The sequence below is a fragment of the Actinosynnema sp. CA-299493 genome, assembly GCF_050946825.1.
Classification (GTDB): Bacteria; Actinomycetota; Actinomycetes; order Mycobacteriales; family Pseudonocardiaceae; genus Actinosynnema.
In genome coordinates, this window is the sequence record NZ_CP191993.1 from 2541808 (window position 1) to 2554360 (window position 12553).

Genomic DNA, 12553 nt, shown 5'->3' on the forward strand with positions numbered 1-12553 from the left:
CGTTCGGTCGTGCTGGGGCCAGCTTCGGCCGGACACCTCGCCTACCGGTCCCAGGAACCGGGTTCGCGAGTCCGCCACCAGCGGTGATCCCGTTCGACTAGGCTCGGACCGGTGAGCACCGTCCGAGCCGCGACGCTCCCGCGCGGTGCGCTGGTCGCCCGGGCGTGGGCCGACCTGGGGGACGCGGTCGCGCCGCTGAGCAACGCGGCGGGCCGCCCGCTGACCCGCACGGTGAAGCTGATCCTCGACCCGCTCGTGCTGCGGCCCGTGCTCAACCCGGAGTTCGCGGCGGGCGCCGTCGCCGCCGAGCACGCCGACGCCCTGACCTCCCGGATCGCCGACGCGGGCCCCGTGCTGGCCGCGACCGCGAGCTGGTTCGCGGTGCTGAAGAAGGAACGCCGCCGCCGCTGGATCACCGACGGCAACCCGCAGGACCTCTACTTCCAGCGCTGCTTCGAGCTGGCCACCGCGCACGGCGAACCCGGGCCGGACGCCGCCGACGTCGCCGCGGCCGTGCTGGCGGAGGTCCACGAGCAGGACGGGCCGACCGTCGCCGCGCTGCGCGACTTCGTGACCGACCCGGACCACGCGGCCGAGCTGACCCGGCTGCTCGACACGGCGTGGTCCGCTCCCGGCTCTCCCGCTCTCGTGTCTCCCGCTCCTGCTCCGGTGCTGCCTCCGGTGCCGATGGCGACCTCCCCGTTCCTGGCCACCTGCGCCGTCGCGCCCGACCGGGTCCTGTTCGACGCGCTGGTCGCGGGCTCGGCGGGCAGCGCGGGCGCGGCGGACCTCGACCGGCCGGGGGTGGCGCTGGCCCACGGCCTGACCTCGCGCGAGCGGCCCGTGCGACCCGAGCTGGGGCGTGGCGCGTCGAAGGCGAACCTGCCCAAGCCGTTCGACCGGTCGATCGTGGAACGCCTGTTCGCGCCGCTCACCAACGCGTTCCAGCGCGCCGGGCTGGCGGACGTGCCGACGTTGGTGCGGCGCGAGATCACCCGGTCGGCCGGGCCGTGGCAGCTCGCCGAGGAGCGGAGCAGGCTCCTCGTGGTGCTGGGTCGGGACGCGTCCGCCGACCTCGCGGGCCCGCCGGTGGGCGGTCCGGGCTCGGCGGCGGCCAGGCTGCGGTCGAGGTGGGAGCGCGAGGCGTACGTGCACCGCGTGCTGCGGATGCCGTCGGCCGCGCCCGCGGAGGTCCGCGCGGACGTGCGCGGCGTGCGGGAGGCGTACCTGCGGCGGTTGTGGGTGCGCGTGCACGGCCGCGAGCTGCGGCACGAGACCGTGGCGTTCGACCAGGTGTGGGACGTGCTCGACGGCGTGCTGCGATCGGTGATCCTGGACCAGCGCGACCGGTTGCGCTCGGTGCTGGAGCGGGAGGCGGTGGCGTGAGGGTGACGCGCGCGTCCGACCTGGCCGTCGGCGACTGGCCCACGTCGCCCGAGGTCGTGGCGCTGCTCGAAGGCTCGGGCGCTTCGCTCGCGTGGGACGTCCTGGCCGACGCCGCCGTGCCCGCCGCGCGCGTGCACGACCCGGAGCGCGCGGCCGAGTGGCTGTGGGAGGTCTACGGCGACGCGGCCGAGGCGATCCTCGGTGGTGCGTCCGAGGTGGTGGTGCCCGAGGTCGGTGACTGGCGGGTCAGGGACGCCTGCCGTCGGGCGGCGCAGCTGGACTGGGCGCGTGCGTGGTGGCCCGCGTCGGTCACGGCCGGTGTGCCCGCGTTGGACTCCGCCGTGCTGCACGCGGAACGCGCGGTCGCCTTGTCCACTGTGGAGCACTTGTTGGACGACCCGGGAGCGGTGGAGCGGGCGTTGGCCTCGGTCGTGCCGCTCGCCGTGCCGACGTCCGATCCCGAGCTGGGCGCGTTGGCCGAGCGGGTCGCCGAGCTGGCCGAGGACTACGGCGTGGCGCCGAGACCGGCCGAGGCGCCGAGCCGGGCCGGGTTCGCGCTGGCCGCCGGGGGGTCGGCCGGCGCGACCGGCGTCACCGCGCTGTCTGGCTCGTCCACTGTGGACTGGACGTTGGTGCCGCACGGCGTGGTCGACGCCGCCGCGCCGGCCCGGTGGTCCGTCGTGCGGCGGCAGGGGAGCACGGTGCTGGAGGTGTCGGTCGTGCCCGGACCCACGCCGGGACCCCGGTTGGCGGCACGGTTCGGCGACGTGGAGGTGGCGGTGGACGGGGTCGACGCGGCGGGGTGGCTCACCGGGTCCGCGCCGGTGTCGGCGGCGGTGCTGCTGCTGCCGCCGGACCGGCGCGTGCTGACCGTCTACGCGCCGGACTTCGCCGAACCGACCGCGCCCGGATCGGCCACACCCGACCCGGACGCCTCCACCCGCCGTGCCGCGATCATCTCCTACGCCCGGTCCCGGATCGGCTCACCGACCGCGACCACCACCGAACGGACGGCGCGGTGACCGACCCGGACCTCGACGCCCCGGACCTCGACGCCTCGGACCTGAACGCCTCGGACCTGAACGACGAAGGCGTGCGGCTGGCCGGCGTCGGTGACCTGGTCGGCGCGCGGTCGGCGCTGGAGGCGGCGCTCACCGCGTCGCCACCGGAGGGTCGCGCGCAGGTCCTGGTGAACCTGGCGCATGTGGTGGACGCGCTCGAAGAGCGGGAACGCGCGGTGGACCTGCTGACCGAGGCCGTCGCGGCGGGGGAGGGGCTGGTCAGGCTGACGGCCATCGCGTCGCGCGCGGACCTGCTGCCCTGGCTCGGCCGGTGGGACGAGGCGTGGCGGGACGTCGAGGAGGCGCTCGTCGGCGTCGACCCGGCGCAGCAGGTGGTGCTGCGCAACACCCGGGTGGGGTTGCTGATGATGGCCGGCCACCTCGCGGAGGCCGAGGCGGAGGCCGTCGAGGCGGTCGAGCTGGCCGGGCGGCACGCGCCCGAGTACCTGGAGAACCTCTACGCGAACCTGGCGCTCCTCGCCGACGAGGCGGGGGACGGGGTTCGCGCGGCGATGTACCGGTTGCTGTCGGCCAACCCGGGCCGGGAGCCGCTCGGCCCCCGGTGGCAGCGGTTCGTGGAGCTGAACGCCGAGGGCGCGGCGCTGCTGTCGGCGGGCGACCGAGCCGCCGCCAGAACCGCCTTCCACGCCGCCTACCGCGAAACCCTCGAAGTCCCTCGGCGGGAGCCATCGGAGACCGACGACGCCCCGGAATTGTCAGACCCCTCCGGCACAATAAAACCAGGGGTCCCCTTGGCGGGGACCTCTGCGAAGCAATCACCGGCCGAGCCCACCGCGCGACCGCCGGCGGAGCCCGCCGAGCAGGCATCCGCCGAGCCCACCGCGCGGCCCGCCGAGCAGGCATCCGAGCAGCGGCCATCCACGCCGCAGCCGGTCGTGCCGCAGTCGCCCGCGTCGCAGCTGGTCGAGCCGCAGCCGGTCGAGCAGCCATCCGTGCCGCAGCCATCCGCGTCGCAGCCGGCCGTGACCGGTGGCGAAATCGGCCCGCCCGCTGTCGATGACGTCGAAGCCCTGGTCTGCCGTGCCGGAGTCGCGGGCAACCTGGCCGGAGTCGCCGATGACCCCGAAGAAGCCGTCCGCTGGAGCACCGAAGCCGTCGAAGCGGCCAGAACGGCGCTCGCGATCGTTGGCGACGCCTACGGTTCGGCCACCGTCCTGGTGAACGTCCTGATCTCCCGCGCCGCGGCCCGCCTCACGCAGACCCACCTCCCCGAAGCGCTGGCAGACCTCGACGACGCCCTCGACCTGGTGACCCGGGCCGACGACGCCGACTCCTTCGAAGCCACCGTCCGCGCCACCCGCGCCCGCGTCCTCGCCACCGGGGGCTGGTTCGCCGAAGCCGCCGACGAAGCCCGCACCGCCCTGGACCTCGCCTACACCGCCGCCCCCGCCCTGGCCGCGTCCGTCCACGCCACCTTGGCCGAGATCACGAGCGCCACCGGCGACCTCCCCGGCGCGACCGAGCACCTCGCCCTGGCCCGCGACCTCAGCGCCGCCACCGGTGACGTCGCCGGCGTCGCCACCGCCCTGCTCAGCTCCGCCCGACTGGCCTACCTCGCCGCGGACCCCGACCGGGCGGACGCGCTGTACGACGAGGCGGAAGCGCTCCTCGCCGACGACCCCCGCCGGTTGGCCGCGTGCCTGCACGGTCGGGCGGCCGTCGCGGTGCTGCGCGACCGGCCCCGGGAAGCCCTCGGGTTGACGGACCGGGCCCTCGCCCTCCTGGAGACGCCGTCCCCGCTGGAGTCGTTGGCGCTGCACCAGGTGCGCGGCTCGGCGTTCGAGGCGGCCCGGGACTTCGTCGAGGCCGAGTCCTGCTACGCCGAGGCGGCGGCGTTGTGCGAGGCGGCCGGCCTGTGGCACGTCGCGCTGGGCATGGCGTGGTGGCGCGCGGACGCCTTGATCCGCCGGGCCGCCACCACCACCGATGACGAACGGCGGCAGCTCGGCCGCCGGGCGCTGGACCTCGCCCTGCCCGCCGCGCTGGCCGCGGAAGCGGTCCGCCGGCGGTTCCCGCACGGACCCCTGCGCGAACGGTGGGTGGCACTGGCCTCCGCGCCCGCCACCCGATCGGCGTTCCTGGCCATCCGGGCGCTCGGTGACCTGACGTTGGCGGCGGAGTACGTCGACCACGTGGCGGGCGCGGTGTCCTTGCACGCCGAGGGCGTCACCGCACCCGTGGAACGCGGTGACCTGGTCAGGTTGCCCGCACCCCCGCCCCCGACCACCGGAACGCACCTGCCCCACGCGGCCTCCGGGCTCGACGCGGGCACGGATCCGGCCTTCCCCTCCGCCGGCTTCGAACTGCCGCCGAGGGTCCGGCTCGACCCGGCCGTGCCGACCGCGCTGGACGCCTGGATCGACCTGGCCGAGCAGCGCTACGGGTTCGCGGTGCGGTCGGCACGGGCGGTGGCGTCGTGGTGACCGCGCAGCTCAAGTTCGTGGACGCGGGCGACCTGTACGTGTCGTGGCGGTGGGAGCACGAACCGGCCGAACCCCACGTCATCGCCGTGCCGCGCGACCTCGTGCAGGGCACGTTGGACGAGTGGGCGGCGGCGGTGCCCTCGCCGTTGCCGGGCGAGACCGCCGACCAGGCCCTGCGGCGCGCGCTCACGAACGGCCCGCTGGTCGACCACGCGCGCGAACTCGACCTGGCGACGCGGATGGCGCGCGCCCTGGTGCCGCACCGGCTGGCGGCCGAGCTGAACTCCTGGCTGACCCAGGGGATCCGGCCGCACCTGCGCGTCCAGCCGTCCCCCTCGACCGCCCTGGTCCCCTGGGAAGCGCTGCGGGTCGACGAGGGCCGACGGGCGGTGCACGACACCACCGTCTCCGCGCTCGCCCCGGCGACCGTCGGCAACGCCGAGGCACGCCGGGTGCGCGACTTCGACCCGCGAGGACCGGTCGTCAGCGTGCTGGACCCCGTCGTGCCCGGCTTCCCCGACGCGTCCGGCCTCGGTTCGGTGCTCGGCCACCCGACCCCGGAACTGGTCGCGCTCGCACCCGGCGACCTGCGCCGCGACGACATCGACCGCGACCACCTCGAACGGGCGCTGGCCACCGCCTCCCGCTTCCTCTACGTCGGGCACGTGACCACCGGCGGCCACGGCCTGGACGCACGCCTGCACCTGTCGTGCACGGCCGACACCACGGGCCGGGCCGCACCGCTCGGCGCGCACCGCCCCCTGGCCGCCGCCGACATCGTGCTGGGCCACCGCCCCGGCCCGGTGCGACCGTGGCGGATACCGGCCCGGGTTGCCCTGGTGGCGTGCGAGAGCGGCGGCGACGTCCGCTTCGCCGAACCGTCCGGCCTGGTCACGGCCATGGTGCACGGCGGCGCGGAGCACGTGACCGCGACCAGGTGGACGTTGCCGACCGACGAGGGGCTGCGCCGGTTGGTGCCCGGTTTCCCGCCGACCCCCGTGCTCGCACCCACCGTGGTCGCCGTCGACACCGCCCACCGCGCGCCCGACCCGGTGACCGCGCTCAACGACTGGCAACGCGCCGCGGCCACCCGGTGGGAGGAAACGGGCGACCCCACCTGCTCGCCGCTCGTGTGGGCCGCGTTCACCACCACCTGGGCGCCACCCCGTGGCCGACTTCGGGAACGGTAGGGCGTCGGCCGCGTCATAACGTCACCGACGGGGTTCCGGCGACGTGACGAGGGGTGAGGACGTGTTCGGGTCGAGGGACGAAGCGCTGCACGCGCGGATCCAGGAGCTGGAAGGCCGCGTCGATCAGCTGACCGGCCTGCTGGGCAACCTGGTCGAGGACGAGGAGCGGCACGCGCGGCTCATCGAGCTGGCCGAACGCGCGGAGGGCGCGCTGCGGTCGCTGGAGGGGCGTGCGGCTTCGGCGGGGATCGGCGAACCGCGCTTCCCGGCCGCCCTGGACACCATCTACCAGGCCAAGACCTTCGGGTACGTGTCCGTGTACTTCGTCAGCGGCCGGACGGCGCAGGTCCGGTTGCTGGTCGGGCCGCAGGACCCGCCCACCACGAGCGTCGGTTACGTCGCCAGCGGTTACCTGGGCGGCGTCGTGCGTCCCGGGGAGTTCTGGCTGGCCGCCACCCACAAGCCGGGGCTGAAGACCGGTTTCGAGTGCGTCTTCACGCCCGTGTTCTGACCTTGAAACCGGTACCGCGATACCGCGGCGCCGGGGTGAACCACCAGACGTTGCGCTACTACGAGCGCCGGGGCCTGCTGTCCGAGCCGGACCGGACGCCGGGCGGGCACCGCCTCCACCCGTGCGACGACCTGGTCACGTGCGCGCACGCGCCGTCCTGCCCGATCCCGTTCGCGGCTCCGGCCGAGGACGCCGGTTGCGGGTCCTGCCGACCTGCCCGCGCGGCTTCAAACATCGGGATGGGTGCTCCAAGGAGGCGTTTGAGTGCCTGAAGGAGTGGCAAATTCGGCTCGGAGAGTCAGCGGGCACGCGGTCGTCGTCCCGAACCGGTGGGAGAGCCGCGACAACCGGTGAACCCGCGTCCGGGCCGGGGCGTGGCGACGCGGCACCGTGTCTGATGGGAAGGATGAGTGTTCGACGCGAATCGCCGCAGACCGCCACCGAGGGGAACGTCGTCGTGAACGTCCAGACGCACGATCGGGAGGTCGTGCCGAACTGCCCCTTTCGTCACGACGAGGCCCTGGAACCCGATCCCTCGACCCGGCGGCGCCCCCTCACGTCGCCCGTCGCCCGGTGAGGTGGCGCCGTGGCCACCTTGTGCCGGCCCGCCATCGCGGTGCCCGACCACCTCATCACCCGGGAGCAGACGCTGGCGCTGGCCAGGGTCCTGCACCACGACCACCCGCAACTGGACCTGGCGTTGCGGCTCATCGACAACACCGGCGTCCAGACCAGGCACCTCCTCCAGCCGATCGGGGACACCCTCGAACACCCCGGCTTCGCCGTGCGCAACGCCCTCTACGAGAAGGAGGCCAAGTCCAGGGTGCCGGACGTGGTGCGCCGGGCGCTGGAGCACGCCGACCTGACGGCCGCCGACATCGACCTGATCGTGTACGTCTCGTGCACCGGCTTCATGATGCCGTCGTTGACGGCCTGGTTGATCAACAACATGGGGTTCCGGTCGTCGACCAGGCAGCTCCCGATCGCGCAGCTGGGCTGTGCCGCCGGCGGCGCGGCGATCAACCGCGCGCACGACTTCTGCACCGCCTACCCCCGGTCCAACGTGCTGATCGTGGCGTGCGAGTTCTGCTCGCTGCTGTACCAGCCGACCGACCTCGGCGTCGGCAACCTGCTGTCCAACGGCCTGTTCGGCGACGCGCTGGCCGCCGCCGTGATGCGGGGCGAGGGCGGCGAGGGCGTGTGGATCGAGCGGAACAGCTCGCGCCTGGTGCCCGACACCGAGAACTGGATCGCCTACGAGGTCCGGGAGACCGGGTTCCACTTCCTGCTCGACAAGCGGGTGCCGGGCACGATGTCCGTGCTCGCGCCCGCCATGCGGGACGTGGCCGAACCGCACGGCTGGGACATCGCCCGCCTCGACTTCTACATCGTGCACGCGGGCGGGCCCAGGATCCTGGACGACCTCGGCAAGTACCTGCGGCTGCCACCGGAGACCTTCCGGTACAGCCGGATGACGCTCACCGAGCGCGGCAACGTGGCCAGCGTCGTCATCTTCGACGCCCTGGAACGGCTCTTCGCCGAAGGCGGGGCCGCGCACGGCGCGCGAGGCGTCATCGCCGGTTTCGGCCCCGGCATCACCGCGGAGATCGCCCTGGGCACCTGGACCGCGTCCGAGGTGGCCGCGGTGACGTGACCGGCGGTGAGGCGTGTCGGTCGCCGTCGTCCTAGAGCGTGCCGAGGACCTGGTCGGCCAGCTCTTCGGGGGTGTGCCGGTCGCCTCGGAGGACGAGCGCGTCCGCGGGCAGGGCGTCCCGTGCGGCGACGCAGCGGTCGACGTTGCCGAGGCGGAAGTCGCGGATCCGGGCGTCGGCCTCCTCGTTGTGCGGGTCCATGACCTGGGCCTCGATGCGCCGTCGCAGCTCGTCGGCCGGCACGTCCAGGAAGACGTGCCGGAGCGGGACGGCCGCGGCGGCGAGGAGCTCGAAGATCTCCTCCCGGTAGGCCGGCTCGACCAGCGTCATGGGCGTGATCAGGTGCCGCCCGTACTCGCGGTGCAGGGTGATCGCGAACTCGGCGGTCAGCTTGCGCCACGCCGGCAGGTCCTGGAAGTCGCCGGTCTCCGCCGGGGGAGCCGACACCCGGAGCAGGAACCCGATGTGCTCCGGGTCGAACGAGAGGGCGTCCGGCAGGCGACGGCGCAGCTCCTCGGCCAGGGTCGTCTTGCCCGCGCCGAAGGCGCCGTTGATCCACACGATCATGTTCACCACAGTAGGTGACTTCGGATCGAGGGCCCCGGTCCGTGCGACCACCCGTCCGGGACATACTGACCGGTATGACGACACTCGACCACTGGGGCGGCACGAGCCGCCACGTCGACCTGGACGGCGCTCCGGTGCACTACGTCGACTTCGGCGGCGACGGGCCGCCGATGGTGCTCGTGCACGGCCTGGGCGGCTCGCACCTGAACTGGTGCCTGATCGCGCCCCACCTGGTCGACCGGTACCGCGTGCTGGCCGTCGACCTCGCCGGGTTCGGGCTCACCCACCCCGAGGGGCGTGCCACGACCGTGCCCGCCAACGCGCGGCTGCTGGAGCGCTTCCTGGCCGAGGTGGTCGGCGAACCGGCGGTGCTCGTCGGCAACTCGATGGGCGGGATGATCGCGATCCTGCACGCCGCCCGCCGTCCCGCGTCGGTGACCGCGCTGGCGCTGCTGGACCCCGCCGTGCCGCTGGCGCTGGGCGCGCGGCTGGACCCGCAGGTCGCGGCGGCGTTCGCGATGTACGCCGTGCCCGGGCTGGGGCAGTGGTTCCTGGCGAAGTCGCGGACCGGGGTGTCGACGCGGCGGCAGGTCAAGCGGGTGCTGAACCTGATCTGCGCGAACGCGAAGTCGGTGCCGGAGGAGATGGTCCTGGCGTCGATGTCGCTGCTGGAGCAGCGCGCCGAGATCCCGGGGCTGGACGAGGCGTTCCTGACGGCGGCGCGGTCGGTCGTGTGGACCGGCGCCACCAGGCGGCGGTACTACGCGGCGATGAGCCGGATCCGCGTCCCGGTCTACCTGATGTCCGGCGACCAGGACCGCCTGGTGCCGGTGGCGTCGGCCCGCGAGGCGGCGCGCCGCAACCCGTCGTGGCGCTTCGACGTGCTGGAAGGCGTCGGCCACGTGCCGCAGCTGGAGGTGCCGGAGCTGGTGGCGTCGCGGCTCAAGGACTGGCTGGCGACGCAGGGCTGACGAACTGCGCCCAAGCACCGCGCGGGAACGAGAGCGTCGGCCCGGTGGGGTTCTTGGAGTCGCGGACGTCGATCGCACCGGGCACGAACCGCACCTCGACGCAGGCCGGGTTGTCCGTGCTGAAGCTCGACTTGAACCACCCTGTGCGATCCGACTGGCGCGTCATGTGAACTCCTTGGCGGCCTGCTTGATCATCGCGAGCGACTCGGTCCGATCGAGCGCACAGCTCATCGCTTGGTTGTAGGCGAGATTGTACTCGCGCATGCGCATCGGTTGATCAATCAGGTCGGTGGAGGTGATGGTCTCCTGCCAGATCAGTTCGGGGAGTCGGCTGGTGAAGTCGAGCATGTGGAAGCTCGATCCGCCGAGGGCGTTGTAGTAGTCGGCCGAGAACGGGATGATCCGCACATCCAGGGTCTCCGGTAGCTCCTCGATGCGGTGCGCCAGGTCCTGGAGCTGCGCGGCCATCACCTCCCGCCCGCCGACGTGCTGCCGGAGCGCTGCCTCGGTGATGAGCGCCGTGAGTTGCAGCGGGTCGTCGCCGTGCAGCCGCTGCTGCCGCTTCATGCGCACTTCCACCCGGCGGTTGGCCTCGGCCAACCGGATGCTGGGCCCGCCTCCGCGCATGACCGCCATCGCGTACGCCTCGGTCTGGAGCAGGCCGTTGATCAGACCCGCGCAGTACGTCCGCATGCTCTCCGCGCCGGCCTCGAAGCCGAAGTACCGCAGCACTTCCGCGCTGAACATGGCCGAGTAGGGGTTCCACCAGGCGCGTTTGCCCGCTGCCTCGCGGAGTTCCTGCAGTTCCTCGACCTCTGCCCCATCGAACTCCAGCACGGCGGCGAGCTCGGCCAGCTTGCGTTCGTTGATCTTGAGCTTCCCGTTCTCGACGCCGGAGATGTACGACTGGCCGGTGTTGATCGCCTTCCCGGCCGACACGGCCGTTATGTCCATGAGTTCGCGGCGTTCTCGCAGGCGAAGGCCCAGTTCCCAGGCAGCCACGGACGGTGAAGTTGCCATGATCCATCACCCGATCAGGTTAAACTACTTGCTGATATCAGTAGAACTGGGCACGATCGTAGCAGAGGCGGAGATGGGAGAGGCATGGGTCGAGCTCAAGTGCACATGTGGGCGCAGGTGCCGGGTGATGTGTGGATCAACTACGAGGTGGAGCCGGGAGGAGGGGCGGTGGTGTTCAAGATCGGCCAGGACGTGGAGCTGTACATCGATCCGAAGGCCCTGACCAGGATCAGCGAGGCGGCGGCGGAGGCGGTCGAGTTGGCGGGCGCGGTGGCGGCCGATCGCCTCAGCTCGCCGTAGGGGCGGTCGAAGTGACCAGTTCGTCGAAGCCCGCGCGGATGCCGTCGGCGAGCACCTGGACGTCCGGCACGCCGTCGAAGTCCGCGTTGATGCCGAAGGTGATCTGGTCGAGGTAGGAGAAGATGCCGACACTGATGCGCATGGTGCTGGCGATCGGCACGTACGGGTAGATCTCGGACAGCCGCCTGCCCAGCATGAACAACGGGATGCGGGGGCCGGGGACGTTCGTCGTGACCGTCTGCAACAGCTGCTGCGGGAAGCGCATGGCGGTGCGCGAACCGAGGGCCAGCAGGGTGGGTGCGGCGAAGTTCGACAGGTTCGTGAGCACGTCCGCGCCGGCCGCTTGGCGGCTGCTCTTGAGGTCGTCCATCTGTTCCCGGATCGACGCCAGTCGTTCCAACGGGTCCGACTCACTGACGGGGAGGTTCACCAACACGGCACTGACCCGGTTGTTCAGCACGCCGCGTTCGGCGGACGACCGCATCGACACGGGCACCATGCTGCGCACCACCTGACCGTCGGCCAGGTCGTCGCGCTTGGCGAGCAGGTCGCGGAAACCACGCGTCACGGCCGCGAGGATGACGTCGTTCACCGTGCCACCGGTGACCCGGCGGACGGCCTTGATCTCGGCGAGGTCCGCCCGGGCCCACACCCATCGCCGGTGTGGTCCGATCGGCCCGTTCAAGGTCTTCGGGGTGCCGGCGGCGAGTCGTCGGGCGGTCGTCGGCAGGCTGCCCAGCACGGCCCGGCCGAAGTCCAGCACCTCCGAGCCGCTGCGCAACCGCTTGGCCAGCGCCGGGAACTTGGCCAGGTTCGTGACCGGCGTCAGCACGGCGTCGCGCACGCCGTCCACGACGAGGTCCAGGGTCGACGGGCTGTCGGCGGGCTGCCACCGCACCGGTTCGGGGAGCGGCGCGTCCTCGCGCCAGTCCAGCAGCACCTGCATGAGGTCGCTGCCCGCGATGCCGTCGATCAGGCAGTGGTGGACCTTGGAGATGATCGCCCACCGACCGTCTTCCAGGCCCTCGACCAACCAGACCTCCCACAACGGCTTGGCCAGGTCGAGGCGTTGGGCGAAGAGCCGTCCGGCGAGGTTGCGGAGCTGGTCGTCCGCGCCCGGCGACGGCACGGCGGTGTGCCGGACGTGGTACAGGATCTGGAAGTGCTCGTCGTCCACCCACACCGGGCGGCCGACGTGCAGCGGGAGAGCTTTCACCCGTTGTCGGTAGCGGGGCACGGTGCCCAACTTGGCCGCGAACAACCGCACCACGTCGCCGTACGACGGCGCCGGACCTTCGAACACCAGGACCGACCCGACGTGCATGGGCACGTTCTCGTCCTCGATGAAGAAGAAACTCGCGTCCATGGCGCTCATCCGGTCCATCGCCCGACCGTAGGCCCGTGGCAACCCGGTGGTCCAGGCAGGTGGTGCGCAAGAATCGAGACTTGCC

13 protein-coding genes are annotated in these 12553 nt (G+C 72.8%); 9 read left to right on the forward strand and 4 right to left on the reverse strand.

Annotation, left to right across the window (positions count from 1 at the left end):
- Positions 1 to 111: 111 nt before the first annotated feature.
- From ACQPYE_RS12135 to ACQPYE_RS12165, 7 genes are all read left to right on the forward strand, one after another.
- Positions 112 to 1386, forward strand: a complete 1275-nt coding sequence (locus ACQPYE_RS12135; RefSeq protein ID WP_498721208.1) for a hypothetical protein — start codon at positions 112 to 114, stop codon at positions 1384 to 1386.
- Entirely contained in the window at positions 1383 to 2408 is a 1026-nt protein-coding gene (locus ACQPYE_RS12140; RefSeq protein WP_498721209.1) for a hypothetical protein, read from the forward strand. The genes ACQPYE_RS12135 and ACQPYE_RS12140 overlap by 4 nt, the downstream gene beginning before the upstream one ends.
- A complete protein-coding gene (locus ACQPYE_RS12145) occupies positions 2405 to 4891 on the forward strand; it encodes an ATP-binding protein (RefSeq protein WP_498721210.1) in 2487 nt (828 codons plus the stop codon). The genes ACQPYE_RS12140 and ACQPYE_RS12145 overlap by 4 nt, the downstream gene beginning before the upstream one ends.
- Positions 4888 to 6081: a CHAT domain-containing protein gene (locus ACQPYE_RS12150; RefSeq protein ID WP_498721211.1), complete on the forward strand. Its 1194-nt coding sequence runs from the start codon at positions 4888 to 4890 to the stop codon at positions 6079 to 6081. Before ACQPYE_RS12145 ends, ACQPYE_RS12150 begins: the two co-directional genes overlap by 4 nt.
- Positions 6082 to 6124: 43 nt before the next feature.
- A complete protein-coding gene (locus ACQPYE_RS12155) occupies positions 6125 to 6592 on the forward strand; it encodes a hypothetical protein (protein ID WP_498721212.1) in 468 nt (155 codons plus the stop codon).
- 35 nt (positions 6593 to 6627) lie between these two features.
- Entirely contained in the window at positions 6628 to 6864 is a 237-nt protein-coding gene (locus tag ACQPYE_RS12160; RefSeq protein ID WP_498721213.1) for a MerR family DNA-binding transcriptional regulator, read from the forward strand.
- Positions 6865 to 7178: 314 nt separating this feature from the next.
- Positions 7179 to 8246 (forward strand): type III polyketide synthase, encoded by a 1068-nt coding sequence (locus ACQPYE_RS12165; RefSeq protein WP_498721214.1) that lies wholly within the window; start codon positions 7179 to 7181, stop codon positions 8244 to 8246.
- Positions 8247 to 8277: 31 nt separating this feature from the next.
- On the opposite strand, the gene ACQPYE_RS12170 is transcribed toward ACQPYE_RS12165, so the two are convergent.
- The gene (locus ACQPYE_RS12170) at positions 8278 to 8811 is read right to left on the reverse strand and encodes a P-loop nucleotide/nucleoside kinase family protein (protein WP_498721215.1); all 534 of its coding nucleotides are present in this window, start codon (positions 8809 to 8811) and stop codon (positions 8278 to 8280) included.
- A gap of 74 nt (positions 8812 to 8885) precedes the next feature.
- Here ACQPYE_RS12170 and ACQPYE_RS12175 point away from each other — a divergent pair, with 74 nt between their 5' ends.
- The gene (locus ACQPYE_RS12175; RefSeq protein ID WP_498721216.1) at positions 8886 to 9782 is read left to right on the forward strand and encodes an alpha/beta fold hydrolase; all 897 of its coding nucleotides are present in this window, start codon (positions 8886 to 8888) and stop codon (positions 9780 to 9782) included.
- On the opposite strand, the gene ACQPYE_RS12180 is transcribed toward ACQPYE_RS12175, so the two are convergent.
- Together ACQPYE_RS12180 and ACQPYE_RS12185 are read right to left on the reverse strand one after the other, a co-directional pair.
- The gene (locus ACQPYE_RS12180) at positions 9754 to 9948 is read right to left on the reverse strand and encodes a DUF397 domain-containing protein (RefSeq protein WP_498721217.1); all 195 of its coding nucleotides are present in this window, start codon (positions 9946 to 9948) and stop codon (positions 9754 to 9756) included. The two genes, ACQPYE_RS12175 and ACQPYE_RS12180, sit on opposite strands and share 29 nt — an antisense overlap.
- Entirely contained in the window at positions 9945 to 10784 is an 840-nt protein-coding gene (locus ACQPYE_RS12185; protein ID WP_498721218.1) for a helix-turn-helix domain-containing protein, read from the reverse strand. The genes ACQPYE_RS12180 and ACQPYE_RS12185 overlap by 4 nt, the downstream gene beginning before the upstream one ends.
- A gap of 102 nt (positions 10785 to 10886) precedes the next feature.
- Between ACQPYE_RS12185 and ACQPYE_RS12190 the strand changes: the two genes are divergently transcribed.
- On the forward strand, positions 10887 to 11102 hold the full coding sequence (locus tag ACQPYE_RS12190; RefSeq protein ID WP_498721219.1) for a hypothetical protein: 216 nt from the start codon (positions 10887 to 10889) through the stop codon (positions 11100 to 11102).
- On the opposite strand, the gene ACQPYE_RS12195 is transcribed toward ACQPYE_RS12190, so the two are convergent.
- Positions 11089 to 12486 (reverse strand): WS/DGAT/MGAT family O-acyltransferase, encoded by a 1398-nt coding sequence (locus ACQPYE_RS12195; RefSeq protein ID WP_498721220.1) that lies wholly within the window; start codon positions 12484 to 12486, stop codon positions 11089 to 11091. The two genes, ACQPYE_RS12190 and ACQPYE_RS12195, sit on opposite strands and share 14 nt — an antisense overlap.
- Positions 12487 to 12553 lie beyond the last annotated feature (67 nt).

Excerpts from the sequence above, each read along its gene's own strand:
- ACQPYE_RS12170 (WP_498721215.1), bottom strand. The coding sequence starts at position 8,811 with ATGATCGTGTGGATCAACGGCGCCTTCGGCGCGGGCAAGACGACCCTG.
- ACQPYE_RS12175 (WP_498721216.1), top strand. The coding sequence starts at position 8,886 with ATGACGACACTCGACCACTGGGGCGGCACGAGCCGCCACGTCGACCTG.
- ACQPYE_RS12180 (WP_498721217.1), bottom strand. The coding sequence starts at position 9,948 with ATGACGCGCCAGTCGGATCGCACAGGGTGGTTCAAGTCGAGCTTCAGC.
- ACQPYE_RS12190 (WP_498721219.1), top strand. The coding sequence starts at position 10,887 with ATGGGTCGAGCTCAAGTGCACATGTGGGCGCAGGTGCCGGGTGATGTG.
- ACQPYE_RS12195 (WP_498721220.1), bottom strand. The coding sequence starts at position 12,486 with ATGGACCGGATGAGCGCCATGGACGCGAGTTTCTTCTTCATCGAGGAC.